This window comes from Peribacillus sp. P4_D6, from assembly GCF_056401795.1.
Window position 1 is genome coordinate 73,515 of record NZ_JBFUIQ010000003.1, and the last position, 24,639, is coordinate 98,153.

Genomic DNA, 24,639 nt, shown 5'->3' on the forward strand with positions numbered 1-24,639 from the left:
CAGCGTTATTGATTTGCCAATACGCTAAATTATTATGAATAATAGGTTTCTTCAAAATGCTTTTGAACTTATGGTAACTATATATCCCAATAACATTGCAATAAAAGATAAAGATATGGTTATAACATATAAGGAATTGGATACTTGGGCAAATGCTCTCGCCCATTTGCTTGTAAAAAAGGGTATTAACGAAGGAGACCGGGTCGCCATTGCAGCAGAAAGATCCATTTCATTAATAGCTGCCATGCTTGCAACGCTAAAAGCGGGTGCTGCTTACGTACCACTTGACCCTTCTTATCCATTAGACAGATTAAGGTATTGTATTGAAAAAGCAGAAGTCAATGTATTAATGACTGACGGTTCCGTTAAGGATTTAGCCTTTAATCGGAATTCAATAGATTTAAGAGAGCATTCTAAAATTAGGGCGGAAGATCCTCCAATGGTTCTGATTAATAATGAAACACCTGCCTATATCATTTTCACATCGGGCTCTACAGGACGACCAAAAGGTGTAGTTATTCCGCATCGTGCCATTGTCAATCATATGCAATGGATGCAAAAAGAATTTTCTTGGACTGAAGATGATATATTTTTACAAAAAACTGCATCGGGATTCGATGCTTCTGTTTGGGAGATATTTGCACCACTATCGTCTGGTGGTACTATGGTTATCGGTTCATCCAACCCATTTGATATTGCAACTGATATCAAAAGGCATAAAGTAACAGTTGTACAGTTTGTACCAACTGTACTTAAATTACTGTCAGAACAGGAGTCATTATCCAATTTCACATCCTTGCGCCTATTGTTTTGCGGTGGTGAGTCATTGCAAACATCATTAGTAAATAAAATCCAAACGAATTTACCAATACCGATTATAAATCTTTATGGTCCTACTGAAGCAGCTATTGATACTACTTATAGAGTTTGTTTGCCAGGTGAAAATCACCTTTTTAGAGAAATCGATTTGGGACAGCCAATCGATAATGCTTCAGTACATGTTGTGGATGAAGAGTTGAATTTATTAGGTACTGGATGCGAAGGGGAACTACTGATTTCCGGTGAGGGTCTAGCCTTGGGTTATTTTGGTCTTCCCGATGCTACAAAAGAAAAGTTTGTTATATGTCCTTCTACAGGTCAATTGTCTTACCTCTCTGGAGATCTTGTTCATATTAGAGAAGATGGTCATTACGAATTTCGAGGTCGTAAAGATTTACAAATAAAGTTAAGAGGACTTCGTATTGAACTTGGTGAAATTGAAGAAACCATACGAGAAGTATCTTTCGTTAAAGACATAGTTGTAGAGGTTCGTGAAGAAGTCGAAGAACAATGGCTTGTAGCTTATATACGTTGTGATACTGAGTCTTGGGATGAGATTGGGTTGAGAAGCTATATTGAAAAACGTTTGCCTTCCTATATGATTCCTAATTTTTTTGTCCAGATGGATCGTTTCCCTTATTTAGAGAATGGGAAAATGAATCGACGCCAATTATCTTTAGTACCTTTTAGAAGTAATAATGATTTTGGCGGAATTCATGATAAATGGGAGCAAGTCATTGCGAATATTTGGGAAGATGTCTTAGGAGAAAAAGTTCATTCTGCTACAACTGCATTTGCCTCAGCAGGAGGGCATTCTTTACTGGCAATTCGACTCGCAAACCTTCTTTCCGCTGAGTTTCAACTTTCATTAACACATGGATTTGTCTTCTTGTATCCAACAATTCGAAAACAAGCAGACTATCTGAAAAAGAATATTTCAAAGAATGGCAAGAATACTGTAGAACCTAAGAAATTGGAAAAGATAAACCAAAAATTTGATGCTAATCTTGAAGCTCCATTATCGTTGGGACAACAGGGAATACTATTCTTTGAACAAGAAAAAGGAGCATCTCAATATCATATAGCGTTTCTGTTAAACTTTGAAAAAGGTAAAACTACAAAAATAAAAAAAGCAATTTCCTATTTACGAAGAAGACATCCGATTTTATCATCACGAATTATATTAACTAACAATGGTGAATATATACAGAAATATGACAGTACGCTGAATTCCGAAATAAGTGAACGTTCAGTTGAGGAAACGGGTTTAAGAGAAGAAATTCAAACTGAAGCAGAAAGGAAGTTTGAATTAAATAAGGGAGGATTTCGTGCCTCATTATTTAGTACCGACAAGGCGGAATATTTATTATTAACTTTCCATCATCTAATAGTTGATGGTTGGTCATCTCAGTTATTTGTAGATGAGTTGCATGAACTTATTGGAACCGATCTAGTGGAAAATACGGAAATGAATGCTGCATTCTTCCAATTTGCACATCATCAAAACTCAATGGATTTTAGTGAGGGTCTTAAATTTTGGAAGGAGTATCTAGAACAGATTCCAAATCAATCAAGATTCTCAACAAGTATGATGAAGGGGAGTACCCAAACAATAAATGGTAATCATATAAAGTTTTCGCTGCCAAAAGAACTAGAGCAAAAGATACTTTCTTTTTGTCAGAATACATCAATTACAGAATTCTCCATTCATCTAGCAATGGCAGCTTATGTCCTTGCCAGAATGAGTGGTCAACGGGATATTTGCATGGGGGTACCAGTAGCAAATAGAACCTACGAACAGGATTTTGAAGCGATTGGGAATTATGTTAATGTTGTTCCGTTTAGAATAAACTTTACTGAGGATGCTACATTAAAAAGTATTTCCGAAAAAATTGCACAGGATTATGCCGAGATAATAAAGTACGAGCATATTCCCATTGAAAAAATTATTCCTGCTGTTCTGAAGAGTAGAAGTAGTGACTATCGGCCCCTATTTCAAGTTATGTTTGTATATAATAGATTTTTGAAAAAACAACCCTATACTCAATTTAAGATGGAATCGGTTTTAAGTGATACTTCCAAATGCGATCTTAGTTTCATCATAGAACATGATGGAGAGAATTCAACATTCACAATAGAATACTGTAACGATTTGTTTACGGATCAAGTAATCTCGGAAGTGAAGCAAGAATGGATCTCTCAAATGCAAAAAATAGCTGATGAAACCACTAAATTTGAAATCCAGGAAAATAGTATTGAAGCTACAACATTGAAAAATGACAAAAACTATCATGCGGATAAAGAAACATTAATGAAAGTTCAGAACATATGGAAAGATATCTTCAGAAACTCAGACGACAATATAAATAGTAACTTTTTTGAAATAGGTGGCCATTCGTTATTGGCCATGAAATTTATTGCTCTACTAAATAAACAATTCGAGCTAACTTTGCCAGTATCTATTGTATTTGATTATCCCACTATACAAGGAATAGCTCATGTTATAACAAATTCCATTAAACCTAATGGCGTAGTACACGTCTCACCAGCTGAGAACCGTCAAAAAATATGGTTTATTCACCCAGCTGGCGGAGCACTTTGGTGTTATAAAGAAATGGCTGCGGAATTAAATGAAATGTTTGACGTCTGGGGAATTGAAAGTGCGGAGATTCCTGAAAGTGATAAATATGAAGATGATTTATTAAATATGGCTAAACGATATGCTTCTTATATTCTATCTGTTCAACATGAAGGGCCATATTATATTACGGGTTATTCGTTCGGTGGTAATGTGGCTTATGAAATAGCTCGTTCCTTTGAGGCTGAAGGAAGAGACGTTGGTTTATTAACATTATTAGACTGTCATTTCAGTAAAGCTCGTGATTTCGACAAAATGGAGTTTGTTAAATCATATGCATTAAAGTTTACAAATGGAGCTAATGATAAGTTTAATCCGGATGAGTTAACCCATATGGACAAAGGGGAACTATTGGAATTCCTTTTAAACTTAGGAAAAGATGGCGGTCATCTCCATATGGACGCGGAAGTTGAGGATGTTAAGAGCGGCTTGGGAATTTGGGAAGCAAATAATGTCGCTATTCATCGTTACAATATATCAGGAGCTTTTTATGGAAAAGTTCTGTTTATACGAGCTGAAGAAAATGAGCAGGATACCACTGTGGGTTGGGAAAATTACTTGGCTGGGGAACTAACAGTGCGTTCAGTTCCAGCTCAACATTTTACGATCTATAAATCTCCAAATGCTGAAAATGTTGCTAAGATTATTATGGAGCAAGTTGCATCTATAAGGTATGTATAAATCTAAGGAAAAAGGGTTTTTAGTATGAAAAAAAATCATATGCGTTGGAGATTTTTTGCTGAGGGTATTCAAAACACATTATTTTATATGCTATTTCCATTTATTGTTTTATATTTAAACGATGCCTGGAACCCTTACCTAGCATCTTTTGCTTTAGCCATAATTTCAATATTTGGTGTAATATCAGGTATTTGGGGTGGGATCTTTGCAGATAGGATAGGAAGAAAACCTATGATGATATCTTCAAGTATAGGTTTTCTGGTTGCGACTATATTATTTATCATTGGAAGAATAGCTGGAAGCAATATAATGGTGTTTGGCAGCTTCGGTTTAATGAGTATAGCTTATTCTTCATATATACCTGCAGGAAGAGCTTATATATCTGATTGGCTGGATGAAAAGGAACAAAAAAAAGCTTATGTATTCACCTACCAGATATTTAATGTTGCGGTGACGCTTGGTCCACTTATAGGAAGTTTTATATTTGATTCCATGCCTATTTGGTTTATTGGAACATCCTTGGTATCTGTACTGACTTTAGTATATATATCTCTATGGAAAACTCCGGAATTTCAGGATGATAGAAAATTAGGTAATGAAGAAAGAATGAATGCAAATGGTAAGTTTACAAAAGCAGTAGTGCTTATAGGAAAAGATAAACGTCTTTTAATTTTTGTTGTTGCCAGTGTATTTGCAGCTCAAGCTTTCATGCAGTTAGAAATATTGCTTCCGTCAACTTTACTAGATCGTTTATCTGAAAGTACATCAATATTCGGTTTTACGATTAATGCTTCTCAAAACTATGCTTCTTTGTTAATGACGAATGGGATTTTGGTCATTATTTTAGGCAGCATGGCGGCTAGGCTTTCTTCAAAGTATAGCACCCGTTTTGGGTTTGTAGGTTCCAGTATTTTGTATGCTTCCTCCATGGTTATCTTTGGTTTTTCTCAAAACTATATAGGTTTTTTTATAGGAGTCTTAATCCTTACAGTAGCTGAATTACTTGTTGTTAGTACACAGGATTCTTACATTGCTGGCATTGCGCCTGCTAACCAAAAAGCACAGTACTTTGCTGCGGCAAATATACGCTATTCAATAAGTCGAATATTTGCTCCACAGTTACTAGCATTTGTACCATTAATTCGGCATGAGGGAGCTTTTCTGGTCGCTGCTTTTTCTTCCTTAATAAGCGCTTTCCTATTTTTCATGCTCTTTCAAAAAAGTTTATTAGCTTATAATTCAAAAGTTGGACAGAGTATATCGGAGAAAATATAAAAAAAGGCAGAAACATTCTGCCTTCGGAATGTAGACAAACTCGATGAAATTTGAGTTTGTCTACATTTTTTTCGGTTGCACATTTTGAACATTGATTTCCACGCCAGGCACTCGCTTTCCCCGCAGGAGTCTCGCACCTTACGTTCCACTCAACATTGTTTTGCCATTTAGATAGAATTGCCTAAAGTCTTCATTTTTTAAAAATAGAATGAATAAGCTTGAGGTGATGACGATGCTTTATTAATATGATTCCATTCAGCGATGCGTAAAAAAATTAAAGAAGTTGAAAACAAATAGGGCTTACCGTTTGTTCTTAGGCAATGGTTTCCATGATAAAGTGCCTCATTTCTCAGCTTCAGGGAAAATCATGAACGACGCTTTAAAACTTCTATATAGTAATATAAAGTTATTCAAAGTGCTTTCAACCCATTCATTAAACTATTCAATTCTATAATATCGATATTATCAGGGAATTCAAAGTGATTTTCATTTCCGTTATTAATACAAACACTTATGGGATACCCAGGTCCAAGATGATACAACTTAAAACGATAGTCATACGTATTTCCAATTTTTAAACCTAGTGATTTTATTTTTGAAAATTCCTCAGGTGGTATTTCTAAACTATAACGATTCCTTCTATTCAAGATTGAAAAAGTATTTGGGGGAACCAAAAAACCTGAACCTATACATTTTAACCAGCTTTCCTTCAGCGTCCACATTTTAAAGAAAATTTCGATTTGATTAGCTTTGGGTGATTTAATTAAATACATTAGTTCTTCACTGCTAAAAGTACTTTTGGCAATTTCATAGATGTTGAAATCTTTGACCTCTTCTATATCAACGCCTATGGAATCATTATGAATGCCAACAACAACCCAATCACCTGAATGGGAAATATTAAAGTGAATTCTTCCTCCTGCTAGATGGGGTTTCCCATTTTCACCTAAGACAAATTGGATATTTTGAAATGGATCTTTTAAACTGTCACTTATGCACCACTTAGCTAATAGCTCCCCAAATAAAGAACGGTATTTATCCTTTATCTTTTGTAATTTGTGTATGCTCAATTGTCTTTGTCGAGAACACAAATTGAGCATTTCTTCATAAGTATTTTCATTCAAATCAATTGGTAATTTTAAAGCTATAATTTTCAATTTTGATCTCCTTATTTACCTTAATATTGTAGGCACAAGAATCATTTGAGTGATCTTTGCAAACCCGGGGGAGACACAATTCTCAATTTCTGGTGATGTCATTTTTATTTAAAAATTCAATGATTCCACTCACCAATCCAGAGGATAATGGCAGTTCAGGATTTGTATAGGTTGCTAAATTTCCTGCTCGATCTGCAGGGGCTTCTTTCAATACATGATTCATCTTTTCGATTATAAGTAATTCTGAATCGCCTTTTTCCTCATGTAAAGCTTTTGCATTAGTTGCCGGCACTTGAATGTCTCTATTGCCGTTTACGATTAGAACAGGGATATTCAGTTCCTTTACTGATTCTAGCGGGTTATATTGAATCCAAGAAATCATGTAAGGCTGAACAGAGGGGCGGAATACACTTTGCAGATCAGCACTGACAGTCTCGACTTGTTTTCCTTGTTTTAGCTTTGCCAGAATATCTTTGGATTCCGTTAATAACGCCGGTGCAAGCTGCTCTTCAAGCTGTTTGATGAGAACTTGGTCAATAGGTTCACCTGCACCCGCCAATGAAATGAATATGTCTGTTTCTGTTTTCTTTGCGGCTGCCATTCCAATTAACGAGCCTTCGCTATGGCCGATGATGCCGACTTTGGAAAAACGGCCATCCTTTTTGGCAAATTGGACCCAGGCAGCTGCATCATCAATATACTGTTCAAATCTCAGGTCCTCTTCTTTTCCTGCCAATTGCATATTTTCACCAATTCCGCGCTTATCATACCGGATGCTTGCAATCCCTTTTTCAGCAAGACTTTCGGCTAACATTTTCAAACTATTATTTTTTCCGGGATTTGCAATGGTGTTACCATCTTTATCGGTCGGCCCGGAACCCGCAATTATAATCATCACAGGAAAAGGCCCTTCATGTTTTGGTGTTTCTAAAAGGCCTTTAATGGTTCCGTTCTTTAAGTCGGCCTGCACGATTTCACCTGATTCTTTTTCTTCAACTGCCTGATCGGATTTCTTGAGCAATTCAAAGGGGAAGGCTTGCCCTTTTTGAACGAATGTTCCTGAAATCTTATCCTGATTTACTTTCCCATCAAACGTAATTTGCTGGTTTTGGATTTTCATATCAAAAAACAAGTCTGATTCACTTAACCTTACACTTGTTAAGGGGAATTCATTCAACCCTTGTACAGGAATACTTATCGTTCCATCTTTCTTCGTAAAATGAACAATGATTGGAAGCGGTTGATTTGGGATCTTAATATCTCCTTCCCATCTGCCTTCAATAGCGTTCAATGAGCTCACTTCCTTCGATTTCTCTTCCACCTGTACCTCGTCCTTGGTTCTGCAACCAGCCATTAATAAAGCAGCACTTACGATAATACATATAATCGACAAAATTTTTTTCATTTGAGCCAGTTCCTTTCTTAAAATAATTAGACTCAGTCATTGGATATCCGTCTTCATTATAAGTAAGTTTCAATATGTAATTCCAATATTTTCCCTTGTAGTTGCATGTATTTCTCCGTTGTATCCTTTTAAATAGGGTGGCAATTGTGGCTGTTAAGAGGAATTCTTAAAAAATATCGAAGGGACATTCAATCAGGCATAATAACCGGGAGAGCAAAAGTCGGTGTTTTTTTCAGGTAACTTTTTTGGGGATGGATATCAGGTCAAAGTTAGAATTATTTGAATTAACCATTGACATCTAAATGAAACTCTTTTAGAGTGGATGTGTAAATTAAATATCCTCGTTAGGTGAGGCTCCTGTGTAGGAGATACGCTACTGCCCAAAAATGTCGAAAGACGCCAATGGGTCAACAGAAACCATCGACATAAGGTGGTTTTTAATGTAGCTGGCTTTGTCCTATGCCACACAGTGCTAAAGCTCTACGAATGGAGGAACTGGATTTATGCTTGTATTTGTCATTCAGTCATATACGGCTGTTTGTATTTGTCATCCAGACAATGTACGCATATATACCGTATTTAACACCTTCATTTGTAATGGAGGTGTTTTTATTTTTTTCCTGGAGGTGAGGGATTTGGATAACTATTCACGACGACATACTCGTGAATGGAAACAAGATTTTGGAAGGGGAATAATAATATTTTTTTTACTTTTAATATTTAAGGGAAATATTTTTTGGCTCCCCTAAAAAGGAGTGAAGATCAAATGACTTTACAGATCATAAAGGTATTAAAAGAAGGAAAAAAGAAAGAATTTCAAGCGATATTGGATGAACTCCAACCATATGACATTGCGCGTATTTTTGAGGGGCTCCCAGAAAAACATCATACACGCTTCTTGTTGTTACTCGATTCAGAACAAATCGCTGAACTGATTCAAGAAGTTGAGAAAGTCCATCAATTAAATATCCTTAGTAAATTGGGAATAGAAAAATCCGGCCATGTAATGGATTTAATGGATAATGATGATCTAGCTTCATTGTTAGAGGACCTATCCCCTGGAAAAATCGAAGAACTTCTTTCTGGCATGAAACAAGAAGAATCAAAAATCGTTCAAAATATCATGAATTATCCCCCTGAAACGGCAGGGAGAATCATGACAAACCGTTTTGTATGGATCCCCCAACATTATTCGGTGCGTGAAGCAGTTGAAAAACTGAAAATCTTTGCGGAGTTTTCGGAAACGATCAACTATCTTTATGTAATAGATAATGATAAAAAATTAGTAGGTGTTGTCTCATATCGGGATTTAATAATAAATGATGAATCTGAAAAAATTCAAGATATTATGTACAGCCGGGTTATCTCCGTTTCTGCAGATGAAGACCAAGAAGAGGTGGCTCGTGTTATCGAGCGGTATGATTTTTTAGCAATTCCAGTAGTTGAAAAAAATAATGAGTTATTAGGAATTGTGACCGTCGATGATATTATTGATGTTGTCATTAAGGAAGCGAATGAAGATATTGAAAAATTATCGGCATCCGGTAAAGCTATAGACTTTGACACGAAGGCGCATGTGGCCGCATATCGTCGGCTGCCCTGGCTTATTTTACTTTTATTCATCGGATTAGTGTCCGGAACCATTATAAGCAGTTTTGAAGAAACCTTGTCCAAAGTTGTTGCACTTGCCTTCTTTATGCCGATGATCGCAGGGATGACTGGAAATACAGGCACTCAATCTTTAGCTGTTGTTGTAAGAGGCCTAATCACTAGTGATACGGATAAAGGAGCCGTGACCAGGCTCATTATACGGGAACTGAAAGTTGGCTTGATAATAGGCATCACCTGCGGAATATTAATTTCCATCATAGCTTATGTTTGGCAGGGAAATCCCGTTTTGGGATTAGTGGTTGGAAGTTCATTGGTGATGACCCTGATTATCGGGACTTTAGCTGGGACCATTATTCCTTTGATATTATATAAATTCAACATCGATCCCGCAGTTGCGTCTGGTCCGCTAATTACAACACTGAATGATATACTCTCGTTACTAATTTACTTTGGAATTGCAACGATGTTCATTTCAAAGTTGATGTAGACTATCCATGAATTAGTTCATAAGCAGAAGGGGCAGTAGCCCTGTAACGGAAAATAAAAAAAGTGTATTTCAAGCTGCGGCCTTTTCCCGGTATCCAATCGGGGAAAGGCCGTTAAATTTTTCTGGTGAGCGAAACGTTTATTAAAATGAAAAACATGGGACATAATAGGCTGTAGCCAGCTTGAGGTTTTCAGGAAAGGATACATAAATAGTGTTATGGAAGCAATAGCCAATCATATTCTTTGACCTATAAACTTCATCAGTGATACGCTTCTTTTCGAAATTACGTATTCAAACCAAGGAGGAACAATGATGACACAAAACAAACAACAAATAATCACCCTGGCAAATCGCCCGAAAGGTATGCCTTCGAAAGGGGATTTTAACTTTGTTGAGAGTGAAGTTCCCAMACCGAAGGATAATGAGATTTTAGTACGTACACTATATTTATCTGTCGATCCATACATGCGTGGCAGAATGCAAGATACCAAATCATATATAGCTCCATTTGAATTGAATAAGGTCATCACGGGGGGCGTTGTTGCTGAAGTTGTTGAGTCGAAATCGAATTCCTTCAAACAAGGGGATGTCGTTGTTGGGAATATCGACTGGGCAGAATACACAGTTGTCACTGAAAAGGAAATCCGTGTGATTGATCCCAAGGTGGCTCCGGTCACAACTCATTTGGGGATTCTTGGAATGACCGGTTTAACTGCTTATTTTGGTTTGCTTGATATTGGTAAACCTCAAGAAGGTGAAACGGTGGTTGTTTCAGGAGCAGCTGGAGCAGTTGGTTCAGTAGTCGGACAAATTGCTAAGATTAAAGGTGCGAAGGTTGTTGGCATCGCTGGTTCGGATGAAAAACTTGAGTACTTAACGAAAGAGCTCGGGTTTGATGGTGCCGTAAATTATAAAAGTGATAGTTTTGCGACAGATTTAGCCAATGCTGTTCCTGATGGAGTCGATGTTTATTTCGATAATGTGGGCGGCGAGGTATCCGATGCTGTTTTTACACTTTTGAATGCGAATGCCCGAATTCCATTATGCGGGGCGATTTCCTCATATAACGCAGAAGGAAAAGATCTAGGACCGCGTCTGCAATCGGCAATGATCAAAACCAGTGCACTAATGAAAGGTTTCACAGTTGGAAATTATGCTGCTAGATTCCAGGAGGGTGCTACGGAATTAGGTAAGTGGCTTCAAGAAGGAAAGCTGAAGTATGAAGAAACGATTATTGAAGGGTTCGAAAACACACCGGATGCATTTTTAGGTCTGTTTAAAGGAACGAACCTCGGAAAACAGCTTGTAAAAGTTGCGGAACCCGAATTCGCTCAACTATAAGTTTTATGGAAATAAAGCTGAGGAAGGTTCTTCGATGTGATTTTTAAGCAGCTATAACAAAAGCGGCCTTTTTCGATATTCAATCGGGAAAAGGCCGTTTTCCTTTCAAGTAAAATATATTAGTGGTATCTCTTAAACCATTTGAAGGATAAGCCATCGATAGCGGCAGATAAAGGTCGACCCCTTACGAATAAAGAAGTTCCTGACATGGAAGGATACTCAAAAATCCGCCAGGTAATTTTGGGCCTGCAAGTAGCGCTTCAGTTTTGCGGAGAAGCAACTGGATAATCAATCCAGGAAGGGAGTTCATATATGACTCCCTTCCTTTTAAGGTCGCCCCTGTTAATAGGAGGAAATTGGCAGGATAATAGAAAAGTCTGTAAAAATGCTTGTTTTCATTATAAAATGGACTTATAAACAGAAAGGTGATGAACCATGTCAAACGTTGCTAAATTTCGTGATTTTTTAACTAGTGAGAAAATCTATATGAATGAGTTGAATGAAGATGGCACCACCTTTTTTAGAGCCGAGCAAAAGTTAAAGGACGGGTGGAAGGTCCTTTTAGTATTTGCTTTCAATCAAGATGAAAATGTGGCGGACTTATTTTGCTTTAATGTCGCCGAGTTGAAGAACCCCGAAAAGAAACAGGATGTACATACACTGTTGAATGAATTTAATGCTAATTTCAGGTATTCCAAGCTGTATGAAGAAAATGGGACCATTTCGATTCGTTATTCATACTCCATTGAGGGGGATATCGTACCGGATCTGGCGTTCAGGAAGTTAATCATGCTGCTTGAAACGGCACAGGAGGTTTATCCGCGTTTAATGGAAGTCATTTGGTCTTAAATCATCATATAGGATGAAAAAAGTTCTCTGAATCAGAGGACTTTTTAACATACTTACTAGAGTGAATGAATATATTAACGTTACAATACGCTAATTATTAATTTTTTTAAAAAACCTATTGCATTTTTTCACATTAAACTATATAATTAATTTTGTTGATTGGTAATTCGACAAACTTCTACAAGAATATGCGGGTGTAGTTTAGTGGTAAAACCTCAGCCTTCCAAGCTGATGATGAGGGTTCGATTCCCTTCACCCGCTCCAATACATACTCATAACGTAGGGTTTCGTTACCTGGAGAACGAAGCTTTGCGTTTAAATATTATTACAAGAATTCTACTGTTTACAGTGGGATTTTTTTATTGTCCAAATTCCCTGCATTTCATCGAAGCGGTAATACAGTAGTCATACCCGAAAAATTTTAGATTCATCCTTCATCCGGGAGTGCGGGGATTTCGATGCAGCACAAACTTAGTCAATATGATTAACTACGTTAGTAGAATTAGTTTGAATAAGTTTGTGCTTTTTTTGTTAAAGGGGAAGAGAAAGGCGTACCAGGCTTATGTAGCATCGATGATTATCAATCGAAAGGCAGAAAGTAACCATTGCAAATCGGCTGCCGGGACCCCAGAGACGTTTGCTTTGATGAGGCTTCGCAGACAGTCGGAGGGAAGGGAGCGGGTTTCTGGGGTAAAACGGAAAGTGTTTTTGAGGGTTAGCAAATCTGATCGTTGATTTCCACTACAGGCACTCGCTTTCCGCGGGCGGTCCGCCCTTGCCTCTCGCCTTCGGTGTCTCCCTTTGGCCACGCTTTCCCCGCGGGTGTCTCGTACCTTACGTTCCAATCAACTGGAACGTTCTTATAAATAAAAACCGAAGGCTAGACTTATCTCGAACCAAGTTTAAGACGAGGTGATCCTTGAGGTTTTTTACATTAATCCTTAAAAGATGGAAGAAATATGCGACACTCCTGCCGAGTAACTGGCTAGCCGAGACCCCGGAGACGTTTACGTCGAGGAGGCTTGGCAGACAGTCGGCGGAAAGGGAGCGGGGTTTGGAATCGACTGGAATGAAATATTAAGAAAAAAACCGCAGGCTGGACATCCCCAACCAAGTTTAAGACGAGGTGATCCTTGAGGTTTTTTTACAGTAACCCATAAAGGATGTAAAAAATTTGCGACACTCCTGCCGAGTAACTGGCTAGCCGAGACCCCGGAGACGTTTACGTCGAGGAGACTTGGCAGACAGTCGGCGGAAAGGGAGCGGATTTCTGGGATCGACTGGAATGAAATATTAAGAAAAATCCGTAGGCTGGACATCCCGAACCAAGTTTAAGACGAGGTGATCCTTGAGGTTTTTTACATTAATCCTTAAAAGATGGAAGAAATATGCGACACTCCTGCCGAGTAACTGGCTAGTCGAGACCCCGGAGACGTTTACGTCGAGGAGGCTTGGCAGACAGTCGGCGGAAAGGGAGCGGATTTCTGGAATCGACTGAAAAGAAAATTTTAAGAACCTTTTTCACTGGTTTTATTAAGTGGAACAATAATGAAAAAACCCCTTCCGATTGTGGAAAGGGTTTATATCCGTAATTATCCTTCCATAATCGAGTAAGTCCCTTCACCACCGTGGATTTCAAGGAACATGTCCATCAAGGATTTCGTTAGCTGATTTGCTTCCGTGGTTGAAGTATTGGGTTGTAAATAAATGATTTGGATGGCTTTTTTCGTTTCCTCAGTGACTTTCGTGCGTTCTGAATCAACGTAGGGACTTCCGAATGCGCCAGCATGATCGGCTGAGGTAATCATATTTTCCATGGAATTGAAGCGGCCGTTCAAACCGTCATACCCATCTGCCCCCTCGCCAATCTTGATCGAGATGTCTCCCGTTAATTTTTCAGCATCATAAATGCCGATCGGAACTTCATATAACAGTGAGAAGAAGTTATTCAAATCGATGGCCGAATGGATTGGCGTCAAGTAATTCTGTTTTTTCACGCGGCGGTATAGGGCTTCCACGGAGGGACGATACCGTGACGGGTTTGTTCCTGTAGCCTTGAAAATTTCCCGCCACACTTTAATGCCGGAAAAGTCGGTCAATTCCTTTTCTTCAAGGTCGAAGAAAAGAGCTTCCTGAAATAGTTGAAGTCTTCCTTTCACCATTTGCGGGGAGGGACCGACTTCGATGTTTTCATATGTAATGACCCCGACTTTGAATTCAGGGATTTTACTGCTAAGATTAGCTGATACGTTAATTTCCAACCGTTTCACCTCCAAAAATGATTGCAATTAGTTTATCATAGATAGCAATGGTTTGAAATGGATTCAAGCTTCAATGGGAATACTGAATGAACGTAGGTGATTAATATGGATATGAACTCATTCAAGCAAGAAGTGATTTTATATAGCAAGGAAATCGGCATCGATAAAATCGGCTTTACTTCGGCTACGGCTTTCACCGAACTGAAAGGTCGGCTGATACGTCAACAGGAACTGAATTACCRGTCAGGGTTTGAAGAAGCCGATATAGAAAAAAGGGTAAGGCCTGAATTGATATTCGATAAACCGCAATCCATCATTTCGATTGCGCTTGCTTATCCTTCGAAATTGAAGGATGCTCCGCAAAGTACAAAAAGTGAACGCCGCGGGATCTTTTGCCGGGCGTCTTGGGGAACGGATTATCATACCGTTCTTCGTAATAAATTGCAGTTACTAGAGAATTTCATTAAAGATAAAGTGCCCGGGGCAATGATGAAGTCCATGGTTGATACGGGTGAGTTATCAGATAGGGCAGTGGCTGAGCGTGCAGGTATTGGCTGGAGTGCAAAAAACAGTATGATCATCACACCGGAGTTCGGGTCTTATGTATACTTGGGAGATATGATCACCAACCTGCCGTTTGAACCGGATCAACCGATGGAAGATCAATGTGGGACATGCAATAAATGTGTCGATGTTTGCCCGACTGGAGCGCTCGTTCAGGGCGGGCAGCTAAATTCCAAGCGTTGCATTGCGTTCTTGACACAGACAAAAGGTTTCCTTCCGGATGAGTTCAGGACGAAAATAGGCAATCGTTTGTATGGATGTGATACATGCCAGACCGTTTGTCCGAAAAACAAAGGAATGGATTTTCATTTTCATGAAGAGATGGAACCCGATCCCGAGCTGGCGAAACCGCTGTTAAAACCCCTGCTTACGATTTCAAATCGGGACTTCAAAGAGACATACGGCCATGTATCTGGCTCTTGGCGCGGTAAAAAACCAATCCAACGAAATGCCATTTTAGCATTGGCCCATTTCAAAGATGAAACGGCATTGCCTCTATTGATACAGGTCATGAAGAATGATCCGCGACCTGTCATCAGGGGGACGGCGGCCTGGGCAGTTGGGAAAATTGGTCGGGAGCAGGCTGTTTCCGCATTGGAAGAAGCACGAATGAAGGAAAAAGATGAAGAGGTATTGGCGGAAATTGAGAAAGGACTGCAGTTTACCTTGGAAACAAAATAATATTTAAAATGCAGCCGCCTCGTAAATATAACGGGGCGGCTTTTTGCTTAAGATATTTCGGGAGCTTCAAGGAAAATCTTTATAAAAAGTTTCATTATGGAGGATTGAAACTCCCACATTTATGAAGTTGTGTTTTTGTCCATGCCCTCGTACATACACATTAGCATAGATGGTAAGAAGGAGGGCATGAACTTGAGGGAACAATTGCAACGCCTTTTACAAGAAAGAGTGGAGTTTTATACTACAGATGATCTGGAACGGGGTGAAAGGAAGTTACATTTGAAGAAGAAAATGTTGAGGAACCGCGCCGCCGAAATTGTTCGGGTGAATGCGGCAGGCAAGGTACATTCGAAGAGAAAGGAAGACAGGGATACAGTCCTGACCTATCATGTCCATCTGCAATATTTATTGAAACAGGAAGATTCATTTTATATAGAAGAAGAAATGGAAGAAAGGGAGGCACGGTTTCGAAATGGGTATATAGTGGATGAAAATGAGTTGATTCCCAGCTTTGAAACCGAAGAGGCACCGCCAAAATGTGATCCAGGCGCAGATCGTCTCGCATATAGGTATGATCGAATGAAGGCCGTTCAATATGCCGAGCGTTGGTGGAATGAATTCAATCCGGCTTATTATAAATTCACCGATGATTGTACGAATTACATTTCACAATGTTTACATGCAGGGGGAATACCGATGTGGGGGGCGCCAAATAAAAATAAGGGCTGGTGGATAAGGGGGAAAAGCTGGAGTTATACATGGACGACAGCTCATTCTTTATATCATCTGCTTAAAGCCGGGAATGCCATCAGGACAAAGCAGGTGGAGTCGGCCAAGGAATTGAATTTGGGCGATATCCTCTGCATAGATTTCGAAGGGGACGGACGGTTTGACCATAACTTGATTGTAACGGCGAAGGATCAGGACGGGATGCCGCTTGTGAATGCACATACGATGAACAGCCGTCACCGATATTGGACGTATGAGGATTCAACAAGATATACACCGAACATCGTTTATAAATTCTTTGTGATTTTGGATGGAGGGTGATAGGTTTTTAGTCTTTTTTGTTTAATGCTATAATTAAGGTGAAGTTCAAACTAGAGGTGAAAATGAAGTGTCAATACATGTAGTTTTATATCAACCACAGATTCCAGCAAATACAGGAAATATCGCAAGAACATGTGCAGGGACGGATACGTCTTTACATCTCATTCGCCCGCTCGGTTTCTCGACGGATGACAAACAGCTCAAACGGGCCGGGCTCGATTACTGGGAGAATGTAAAGATCCATTATTATGATTCGTTAGAAGAGTTTTTTGAAAGAAACGCCGGCGGCGAATTTTATTACTTGACGAAATTTGGGGAGCAGCCGCATTCCAGCTTCGATTACAGTGATCAAGAAAGTGAGATATTCTTCATTTTTGGCCGTGAAACGACGGGTCTCCCGAAAGATCTGATCCAAGAAAATATGGATCGGTGCCTGCGGATTCCAATGACGGATAAAGTACGTTCCCTTAATCTGTCGAATACGGCAGCCATCTTGGTTTATGAAGCACTTAGACAGCAAAATTACCGTGAATTGGATTTAAAAACAAAAGGTTGAGTTTCATCAATACTGTCATCGGGGGCATTTTAGCCCCGATGATGGATACTTTACATATTCTTTAGGGGTGGGAGCATTGAATAACATTATTGAGAAGATTTTAGATCACCGTTCCATTCGTTCCTTTGAGGACAAGTTATTGTCTGGGGAGCAAATCAATACGATTGTGGAATGTGCCCAAGCTGCATCGACTTCAAGTTATATTCAAGCGTATTCAATCATAGGGGTAACCGACCCGGAAAAGAAAGCCAAGCTTGCCGAACTTGCCGGACCACAGTCATATGTAGAGAAGAATGGACATCTATTCGTCTTTTGCGCCGATTTATATCGTCAGGATATGGTTTCCGAAATGGAAAACACGGACCTGTCCGAATCGATTGAAAGTACCGAGAAATTCATGGTTGCCTGTATTGACGCGGCTCTAGCGGCCCAAAATGCAGCATTGGCGGCAGAATCGATGAATCTAGGCATTTGCTATATAGGCGGGATCCGCAATAATCTCCCGGAAGTGTCAGCGATTTTGAATATACCGCATCGTGTTATACCATTATTCGCTCTAGCGGTCGGATATCCGAAAAACCGTTCGGATAAAAAGCCGCGTTTGCCGTTGTCCAACATTTATCATGAAAATGGATATCAGGGGGATAAGCAAGAGTTCATCGGACAACTTGAAGGGTATAATGAAACGATTTCCAGTTATTATGAGATTCGGACTAAAGGTAAACGAAAAGAGACCTGGACCGGGCAAATGGCAGGAATGCTTGGAAAGAAAAGCAGGCTGTACATGAAGGATTATGTTGAGAAGCAAGGATTTAAGAAACATTGATTAATGAATACGGCCTATTAGGAATATTCTTGCCAAAGTCCTGAGTATGAGCCAAACAGTAAAGATCCCGGGAACGTCTCCGGGATCTTTATTGTTTTCATTGTCAGTCGGTAATACGGACCGGCCCCAAAAATCTTGTCAGAAATTCTTCTTATATGACCATGAAATTACCATTGACAATATATTTAGATAGAATTATAGTAATTAAGTAGTGGATAATGATAATCATTTTCATTTGAGTTTTTACTTACCTATTTTTTTCAGTAAATGGAGGTTAAAAAATGGTTCGCCTATATACAGAGAATTTGAATATTGGTTATGGTGAACGTTTAATTGTAAAAGATCTCAGTGTGGAAATACCAGATAAAAAAATCACAACGATCATCGGTTCAAATGGATGTGGGAAATCGACACTTTTGAAAGCGATCACTAGAATCATTCCAAATCAATCAGGTACGGTTGTTTTAGATGGGGTTAATATCTCAAAAGAAAGCACTAAGATCCTTGCAAGAAAAATGGCCATACTTCCGCAGACACCCGAGAGTGCAAGCGGTTTGACGGTTGGGGAGCTCGTATCATATGGGCGCTTTCCCTATCAAAAAGGTTTTGGGCGCCTGACCCAGAAAGACTATGATGTGATTGATTGGGCACTTGAAGTGACCGGCACGAAAGACTTCAAGTTCCGTCCCGTGGATGCTCTTTCAGGAGGTCAGCGCCAGCGTGTTTGGATTGCGATGGCCCTTGCCCAGGAAACGGAAATCATCTTCCTTGATGAGCCGACCACCTATTTGGATATGGCCCATCAGCTGGAGGTTCTGGAATTATTACAGAGGCTGAATGTAGAACAGGGACGTACAATTGTCATGGTTCTTCATGATTTAAACCAAGCTGCTCGCTTTGCCGACTATATCATTGCCTTAAAGGACGGGGAAATAGTCAAAGCAGGAGATTGTGAAGAAGTCATCACTCATGAAGTTCTTAAGGAAGTATTCCATATTGATGCGGTAATCGGACGAGATCAACGAACGAACAAACCAATGTGCAGCACATACAACTTACTAAAAGGAGATTTGACAACAAATGAAAAAGATAATGTTTCCGTTTATACTGCTGTTAGTGTTAATTATTAGCGCTTGTGGTAACGAATCAGCCGAAAAAGAAAAAAGCTCCGCTTCCAAAAAAGAAAAATCAGGTACCATCACCTATCAATCTGAAAATGGTCCTGTTGAAGTTCCCGCAGATCCTCAGCGTGTTTTAGTACTATCATCTTTCGCAGGTAACGTAATGGCTTTGGATGTTAACCTTGTAGGGGTTGATTCCTGGTCTAAAATGAACCCGAATTTTAAAGAGTTAAAAGATGTGGAAGAAGTGACGGACGAAAACCTGGAAAAGATCATCGAGTTGAATCCGGATTTAATCATTGGTTTATCCACGATTAAAAATGTCGATAAATTAAAGGAAATTGCTCCAACCGTAACTTATACATACGGAAAAGTTGACTATTTAACACAACATGTAGAAATCGGTAAACTTTTGAATAAAGAAAAAGAAGCTCAAGCATGGGTGGATGATTTCAAAAAACGGGCAAAAACAACTGGTGATGAAATTAAAGCCAAGATTGGAGAAGATGCTACCGTTTCCGTTTTCGAAAAGTTTGACAAACAGTTCTATGTATACGGTGATAATTGGGGACGTGGAACGGAAATCCTTTATCAAGAAATGAAATTGGGTATGCCTGAAAAGGTAAAAGAAGTGGCGCTGAAAGATGGTTACTTTGCCTTATCATTAGAAGTCCTTAAAGACTATGCAGGTGATTATGTGATTTTGAGCAATAACAAAGATCAGGACAATTCATTCCAACAAACTGACACGTTTAAAAGCATACCTGCCGTTAAAAACAATAAACTGTATGAAGCTGATGCAAAAAAATTCTACTTCAATGATCCAATCACATTAGATTACCAATTAGACTTCTTTTCCAAAAGTTTTCTTGGAAAATAATACAGCGAGGGAGAGGGATTCCAATTCCTCTCCTTTTATTCTATAAAAAAAGAAATGAGAGAGACAGATGACTAATGAAAATCAACGTTTCATCCCATTTGTAAGTAAACTGATCATAGCGATCGTCGCCTTTATAGGCATGTTCATTATTTCAATGGCATTTGGTGCGGCTGATGTTACCGTTAAAGACGTCTGGCAAGCACTGACATCAAATGCTGTCGGTGAAAAGATTTCAATCATTCGGGAAATCCGCTTCCCTCGTGAAGTGGGGGCAATCTTTGTGGGTGCAGCCCTTGCCGTTTCTGGGGCCATCATGCAGGGAATGACAAGAAATCCACTTGCCGATCCCGGGTTGCTTGGATTGACGGCAGGAGCCAATGCAGGTCTCGCCATCACTTTGGCATTCATTCCAAATGCTAATAATTTAGGGATCATGATTGCGTGTTTTATAGGTTCCGCTGTCGGGGCAACCATGGTTTTCGGAATCGGTACGATGAAAAAGGGAGGATTTTCACCTTTGCGAATCGTTTTGGCTGGTGCTGCAGTCTCTGCATTCCTATTTGCCGTTTCGCAAGGGGTCGGCATATATTTCAAGGTATCAAAAGATGTATCGATGTGGACAGCTGGCGGGAATATCGGAACTTCATGGGAGCAGCTTCGTGTAATCGTTCCGTTCATTCTAATAGGAATCCTGATTTCCCTTATCTTTTCCAGACAGCTCACCATACTTAGCTTAAGTGAAGAAGTGGCCGTAGGCTTAGGGCAAAAGACAACACAAATAAAGGCGGTTCTCTTCGTGGTCATCATTCTCCTGGCAGGGGCTGCCGTTGCGCTTGTCGGAAATATGGTTTTCATCGGGTTAATGGTCCCACATATCGTTCGGGCTATCGTGGGTACGGATTATCGATTCATCCTCCCTATGTCTGCGATTTTGGGAGCCACCTTCATGCTGCTTGCCGATACGATCGGCCGTACGATCAATTCTCCATATGAAACACCTGTGGTAGCGGTTGTTGCGATGATAGGTTTACCTTTCTTCCTCCTAATCGTGCGTAAAGGAGGTAAAGCATTTTCATGATCCAGTCAGCTTTAGTCAAAAAACAGCGTTGGATAATAGGTGCATTGAGTGCACTCATCATCATTACGATCATTATAGGGACGTGTTCGGGCTATTCCAATCTTTCTATAGGACGACTGTTTCCAACGCTCTTCGGGCAAGGGACGTTTAAAGAGGAATTCATATTATTTTCCGTCCGCTTACCGCGTATCATCATCACCCTTTTAGCAGGCATGGCCCTTGCACTGTCGGGAGCCATTCTACAAGGGATCACGCGTAATGATTTAGCCGATCCCGGAATCATCGGGATCAACTCAGGAGCAGGTGTTGCCATTGCMGCATTCTTTCTGTTTTTCCCGCTTGACGCTGGTTCTTTTGTTTATATGGTTCCGCTTGTTGGTTTTATCGGAGCGTTACTGACGGCCTGTTTAATATATATCCTCTCATACAAGAGGAAGAGTGGACTTGAACCCGTCCGGTTAGTGTTGATCGGCGTAGGTTTTTCAATGGCGCTTTCAGGCCTGATGATTGTCCTCATTTCGTCAGCGGAACGAGCGAAGGTCGATTTCATCGCAAAATGGTTGGCAGGAAATATATGGGGCACGGATTGGCCTTTCATTTGGGCAATCATTCCATGGTTAGTCATCCTCATTCCATTCACCTTATATAAAGCAAATCGTTTGAATCTGCTTGGTTTAAGTGAACYGGTCGCAATTGGGGTCGGTGTATCGATTGAAAAGGAGCGGATCGTACTGCTGATCACGGCTGTGGCACTGGCAGCGGCTGCCGTTTCTGTTACAGGCGGAATTGCATTCATTGGACTTATGTCCCCGCATATAGCAAAATCCTTGGTAGGACCTCGAAATCAACTATTCATTCCGGTTGCCATTTTAATCGGTGGATGGCTATTGCTGCTTGCCGATACGATAGGCCGAAATATAATTGAACCCGAGGGGATTCCCGCAGGTATCATGGTTGCATTGATCGGTGCACCTTATTTCATGTATTTATTGTTGAAAAAATAAGATATAGTTAAAATCCCTTGAAATCATTCAGGGGATTTTATGTTTTTTGGTTCTTCCGTAATTTTTCGTATTTAATCATGTATTATCTATATCTATTTATTTCATCAGGATTCAATCGTTTCGCTTCGAAATAAAATACTTGAATAAACTTTTTTGTATTTACCCGGGTAGGTGTAAGAACGATTTTTGAATCATTTTGCAGTTCTTTCATCTTTTGGCGAACGACTGTGAAATCAAAAAATTTGGAAGCGTAATTTTCAAACTTCGGATTCGAAAAATCAGTTAAACCTAGCGAAGCGAAATGATTTAACGAATGGTTAATCGTTCTGCGTATTCTCTGTTCGGCAGCTTTTATTTCACGATTGATATCAACCGGCAAAGCTGCTGTTCCGAGCTTTTTTTTGGTGATTTCTACAAAGATTTCTTTAAGGGTGGGGAATTGCTTTCCAAAAGTAAAAGTCCGTTCATACATAAATAAATACTGAAGCATTTCCATTAAATCTTTTGCGCCATTTTCTCCAACGACCCCTAATTCCGATAAAAGGAATTCACCCACCTCCCTTATACTTTTTTCATTAAAACTATTGGAATTATCAACTTTTGGCTGTTCAAAGTTCAATACACTATTTAAAGAGGCTTGGATATTAGTGATCGATCTTTCTAAATGGATGCGTTCCATGACTTTTCGAATGACTGTCAATATCTCAATCCGATTGATTGGTTTAGTAATATAATAATCAATTCCGAGCGAGTAAGCCTCGCCAATCAACTCCTTGGATTCAACCTGCGAAATCATTATTATTTTCCCGTTAAATGTACTTTTTATATGACGAAGTGTCTCAATACCATCCCGGATGGGCATTAATAAATCAATAAATAATATATCAATTTGTTTTAAATTCAAAATATGCCCTTCTAATAGACTGCCATCTTCCGCTTCCTCCACCACTTCACCTAAATCTTCGTTTTCTATAATTTGGCTTAAGTTTGAACGTATGGCACAATCATCATCTGTTATAAAAAAACGCATGGAATCACCCTTTCTGAATCAACTTCTGGATTGGTAACTTTATTGAAAAAACAGCGCCATTAAAACTATTCTCAAATAGGATATCCCCTCCCAGTTCTTTCACGACTTCTTTAACATATGAGAGTCCAATCCCTGTTGAAGGTGTCCCGAACTGATCATACTTTGATGTAAAACCAGGTTTGAATATGACAGTCTGATATTTTTGAGGAATTCCAGGTCCGGTATCAGCAACTTTAAATTCTACATTGTCACTAATTTCAAACAAACTTAAACGGACGATTCCCTTTTCTTTAATTGCTTCCACTGCATTGGCGACTAAATTATTGAAAAGAGATAACACGGTATATACATGATAAGGTGAATCGTTTTTTCCTTCCAATGAGTATTCAAATTGAATGTCCTTTCCTAATGATAAGGCATATTTTTCATTAATTCGGATAATTAAATAAAAAAGTTCAGCAGCATTCATATAATCTTTAAAACTCTCATTGGAGATCAATTTGGAGAGACCAGCAAAAATCCGCTGATTATCTTTCTTGACTTCATGCATTTCACCCGCGATGCGTAATGCTTTTTGACTATATGGCTCTGTAAGATCATGAAGTTGCTTTTCCCTTTTTTCCAATGCTTTTAATTCGCGATACAAATCATATGATTTCTTTGTAATATTCTCAGCATTTTTTAATGTTTTTTTTAAATGAATCGTTTCCTCGTATAAATTGGAAATGAGCATCAGCATATGTTCATTTTGTTTTCTGATTTGCCTCTCCCTTGATTGTGCTTCATAAAGTTTCATCATATTAAAAAAGCTCAAAACGATAAAACTGTGGCCGAATGCGATCACGATCATCTCATTTAGTGAACCAAACGTAATCGTTGTTTCCAACACAATATATTGAAAGATTAATTCTACGGAGTCGGACAATATTTCGATAATGAGACCAATAAATCCAATAATCAAAGTTCGGCTTTGAAAGCGGTTGATTTTCGCAAAAAAGAATAGAACGGAATAGGTAAAATAAAAGAAAAAACTAGGATAATGAGCGTGAAATGCGGAAATCCAGGAGAAATTATCCTGCATGAAAAAGTCGATTAGAATGCGAAATATCACAACCATTGTTCCTGTCAAGATGCCCGAAAATATGGCAGGCGTTTTTTGTAATAATAGTAAAAAGAAGAAAAATGCAGGCACACCAAAACTTACCCGAAACGTTTCATTGAAAGGATAAAAACTCAATTCGCCTGCTAATGGCACAGTTAACAACATCAAAGCAAGGACATAGACCTCTTTTTTCATTAACGTACTGAGATACAAGTCGTCACCT

Annotated in this window: 20 protein-coding genes, 1 tRNA gene and 1 riboswitch; of the genes, 16 read left to right on the plus strand and 5 right to left on the minus strand. The window is 39.2% G+C overall.

Annotated features, from left to right (window positions below; translation table 11 throughout):
• Window positions 1-34: 34 nt before the first annotated feature.
• Together AC1DVB_RS02725 and AC1DVB_RS02730 are read left to right on the plus strand one after the other, a co-directional pair.
• Complete coding sequence (locus AC1DVB_RS02725) at window positions 35-4,138, plus strand: non-ribosomal peptide synthetase family protein (RefSeq protein ID WP_377331912.1); 4,104 nt, start codon at window positions 35-37, stop codon at window positions 4,136-4,138.
• A gap of 24 nt (window positions 4,139-4,162) precedes the next feature.
• Complete coding sequence (locus AC1DVB_RS02730) at window positions 4,163-5,413, plus strand: MFS transporter (RefSeq protein ID WP_239860378.1); 1,251 nt, start codon at window positions 4,163-4,165, stop codon at window positions 5,411-5,413.
• 410 nt (window positions 5,414-5,823) lie between these two features.
• Here AC1DVB_RS02730 and AC1DVB_RS02735 read toward each other — a convergent pair whose 3' ends face one another.
• Both AC1DVB_RS02735 and AC1DVB_RS02740 read right to left on the minus strand, forming a co-directional pair.
• Window positions 5,824-6,570, minus strand: a complete 747-nt coding sequence (locus tag AC1DVB_RS02735) for a 4'-phosphopantetheinyl transferase family protein (RefSeq protein ID WP_377331914.1) — start codon at window positions 6,568-6,570, stop codon at window positions 5,824-5,826.
• A gap of 82 nt (window positions 6,571-6,652) precedes the next feature.
• Window positions 6,653-7,975: an alpha/beta hydrolase family protein gene (locus AC1DVB_RS02740; RefSeq protein WP_230134621.1), complete on the minus strand. Its 1,323-nt coding sequence runs from the start codon at window positions 7,973-7,975 to the stop codon at window positions 6,653-6,655.
• Between the two features lie 333 nt (window positions 7,976-8,308).
• A riboswitch (M-box (ykoK) riboswitch) is annotated at window positions 8,309-8,474 on the plus strand.
• Window positions 8,475-8,741: 267 nt separating this feature from the next.
• Here AC1DVB_RS02740 and mgtE point away from each other — a divergent pair.
• From mgtE to AC1DVB_RS02770, 6 genes are all read left to right on the plus strand, one after another.
• Window positions 8,742-10,073, plus strand: a complete 1,332-nt coding sequence (mgtE, locus tag AC1DVB_RS02745) for a magnesium transporter (RefSeq protein ID WP_187050510.1) — start codon at window positions 8,742-8,744, stop codon at window positions 10,071-10,073.
• Between the two features lie 312 nt (window positions 10,074-10,385).
• Window positions 10,386-11,414 carry an NADP-dependent oxidoreductase gene (locus AC1DVB_RS02750; protein WP_477588090.1) on the plus strand — a complete coding sequence of 343 codons (1,029 nt, stop codon included), beginning with the start codon at window positions 10,386-10,388 and terminating at the stop codon, window positions 11,412-11,414.
• A 435-nt stretch (window positions 11,415-11,849) separates the two neighbouring features.
• Window positions 11,850-12,263 (plus strand): YbjN domain-containing protein, encoded by a 414-nt coding sequence (locus tag AC1DVB_RS02755; protein ID WP_057275616.1) that lies wholly within the window; start codon window positions 11,850-11,852, stop codon window positions 12,261-12,263.
• A gap of 190 nt (window positions 12,264-12,453) precedes the next feature.
• A tRNA-Gly gene (locus tag AC1DVB_RS02760) sits at window positions 12,454-12,527 on the plus strand.
• Between the two features lie 655 nt (window positions 12,528-13,182).
• On the plus strand, window positions 13,183-13,344 hold the full coding sequence (locus AC1DVB_RS02765; protein WP_454862050.1) for a hypothetical protein: 162 nt from the start codon (window positions 13,183-13,185) through the stop codon (window positions 13,342-13,344).
• A 267-nt stretch (window positions 13,345-13,611) separates the two neighbouring features.
• The gene (locus AC1DVB_RS02770) at window positions 13,612-13,761 is read left to right on the plus strand and encodes a hypothetical protein (protein WP_170946861.1); all 150 of its coding nucleotides are present in this window, start codon (window positions 13,612-13,614) and stop codon (window positions 13,759-13,761) included.
• Between the two features lie 94 nt (window positions 13,762-13,855).
• Here the strand turns inward: AC1DVB_RS02770 and AC1DVB_RS02775 are convergent, their stop codons facing one another.
• Window positions 13,856-14,524, minus strand: a complete 669-nt coding sequence (locus AC1DVB_RS02775) for a B3/B4 domain-containing protein (RefSeq protein ID WP_430755592.1) — start codon at window positions 14,522-14,524, stop codon at window positions 13,856-13,858.
• A 105-nt stretch (window positions 14,525-14,629) separates the two neighbouring features.
• Here AC1DVB_RS02775 and queG point away from each other — a divergent pair, with 105 nt between their 5' ends.
• The 8 genes from queG to AC1DVB_RS02815 all read left to right on the plus strand — a co-directional run bounded on the left by queG (window position 14,630) and on the right by AC1DVB_RS02815 (window position 22,284).
• Window positions 14,630-15,769 carry a tRNA epoxyqueuosine(34) reductase QueG gene (queG, locus tag AC1DVB_RS02780; RefSeq protein ID WP_477588093.1) on the plus strand — a complete coding sequence of 380 codons (1,140 nt, stop codon included), beginning with the start codon at window positions 14,630-14,632 and terminating at the stop codon, window positions 15,767-15,769.
• A gap of 192 nt (window positions 15,770-15,961) precedes the next feature.
• On the plus strand, window positions 15,962-16,819 hold the full coding sequence (locus AC1DVB_RS02785; RefSeq protein WP_057275620.1) for an amidase domain-containing protein: 858 nt from the start codon (window positions 15,962-15,964) through the stop codon (window positions 16,817-16,819).
• 67 nt (window positions 16,820-16,886) lie between these two features.
• Window positions 16,887-17,375: a tRNA (uridine(34)/cytosine(34)/5-carboxymethylaminomethyluridine(34)-2'-O)-methyltransferase TrmL gene (trmL, locus tag AC1DVB_RS02790; protein WP_034315177.1), complete on the plus strand. Its 489-nt coding sequence runs from the start codon at window positions 16,887-16,889 to the stop codon at window positions 17,373-17,375.
• 76 nt (window positions 17,376-17,451) lie between these two features.
• A complete protein-coding gene (gene nfsA, locus AC1DVB_RS02795; protein ID WP_095678261.1) occupies window positions 17,452-18,201 on the plus strand; it encodes an oxygen-insensitive NADPH nitroreductase in 750 nt (249 codons plus the stop codon).
• Window positions 18,202-18,482: 281 nt separating this feature from the next.
• Window positions 18,483-19,331: an ABC transporter ATP-binding protein gene (locus AC1DVB_RS02800; RefSeq protein WP_057275622.1), complete on the plus strand. Its 849-nt coding sequence runs from the start codon at window positions 18,483-18,485 to the stop codon at window positions 19,329-19,331.
• Window positions 19,282-20,202, plus strand: a complete 921-nt coding sequence (locus AC1DVB_RS02805) for an iron-hydroxamate ABC transporter substrate-binding protein (RefSeq protein WP_057275623.1) — start codon at window positions 19,282-19,284, stop codon at window positions 20,200-20,202. Before AC1DVB_RS02800 ends, AC1DVB_RS02805 begins: the two co-directional genes overlap by 50 nt.
• 67 nt (window positions 20,203-20,269) lie before the next feature.
• Window positions 20,270-21,280 carry a FecCD family ABC transporter permease gene (locus AC1DVB_RS02810; protein ID WP_095678260.1) on the plus strand — a complete coding sequence of 337 codons (1,011 nt, stop codon included), beginning with the start codon at window positions 20,270-20,272 and terminating at the stop codon, window positions 21,278-21,280.
• Window positions 21,277-22,284: a FecCD family ABC transporter permease gene (locus tag AC1DVB_RS02815; RefSeq protein WP_477588097.1), complete on the plus strand. Its 1,008-nt coding sequence runs from the start codon at window positions 21,277-21,279 to the stop codon at window positions 22,282-22,284. Before AC1DVB_RS02810 ends, AC1DVB_RS02815 begins: the two co-directional genes overlap by 4 nt.
• An 82-nt stretch (window positions 22,285-22,366) precedes the next feature.
• Here the strand turns inward: AC1DVB_RS02815 and AC1DVB_RS02820 are convergent, their stop codons facing one another.
• Window positions 22,367-23,314, minus strand: coding sequence for a response regulator (locus tag AC1DVB_RS02820; RefSeq protein ID WP_034315164.1), 948 nt, complete (start codon window positions 23,312-23,314; stop codon window positions 22,367-22,369).
• A 4-nt stretch (window positions 23,315-23,318) separates the two neighbouring features.
• Window positions 23,319-24,581: a sensor histidine kinase gene (locus AC1DVB_RS02825; RefSeq protein WP_230134623.1), complete on the minus strand. Its 1,263-nt coding sequence runs from the start codon at window positions 24,579-24,581 to the stop codon at window positions 23,319-23,321.
• Window positions 24,582-24,639: the final 58 nt, after the last annotated feature.

What these genes read in the sequence shown, in the direction of transcription:
- AC1DVB_RS02805 (WP_057275623.1), top strand. Translation starts at nt 19,282, where the DNA reads ATGAAAAAGATAATGTTTCCGTTTATACTGCTGTTAGTGTTAATTATT.
- mgtE (WP_187050510.1), top strand. Translation starts at nt 8,742, where the DNA reads ATGACTTTACAGATCATAAAGGTATTAAAAGAAGGAAAAAAGAAAGAA.
- AC1DVB_RS02800 (WP_057275622.1), top strand. Translation starts at nt 18,483, where the DNA reads ATGGTTCGCCTATATACAGAGAATTTGAATATTGGTTATGGTGAACGT.
- AC1DVB_RS02730 (WP_239860378.1), top strand. Translation starts at nt 4,163, where the DNA reads ATGAAAAAAAATCATATGCGTTGGAGATTTTTTGCTGAGGGTATTCAA.
- AC1DVB_RS02810 (WP_095678260.1), top strand. Translation starts at nt 20,270, where the DNA reads ATGACTAATGAAAATCAACGTTTCATCCCATTTGTAAGTAAACTGATC.
- AC1DVB_RS02820 (WP_034315164.1), bottom strand. Translation starts at nt 23,314, where the DNA reads ATGCGTTTTTTTATAACAGATGATGATTGTGCCATACGTTCAAACTTA.
- AC1DVB_RS02725 (WP_377331912.1), top strand. Translation starts at nt 35, where the DNA reads ATGAATAATAGGTTTCTTCAAAATGCTTTTGAACTTATGGTAACTATA.
- AC1DVB_RS02740 (WP_230134621.1), bottom strand. Translation starts at nt 7,975, where the DNA reads ATGAAAAAAATTTTGTCGATTATATGTATTATCGTAAGTGCTGCTTTA.
- AC1DVB_RS02825 (WP_230134623.1), bottom strand. Translation starts at nt 24,581, where the DNA reads ATGTTGTTAACTGTGCCATTAGCAGGCGAATTGAGTTTTTATCCTTTC.
- AC1DVB_RS02755 (WP_057275616.1), top strand. Translation starts at nt 11,850, where the DNA reads ATGTCAAACGTTGCTAAATTTCGTGATTTTTTAACTAGTGAGAAAATC.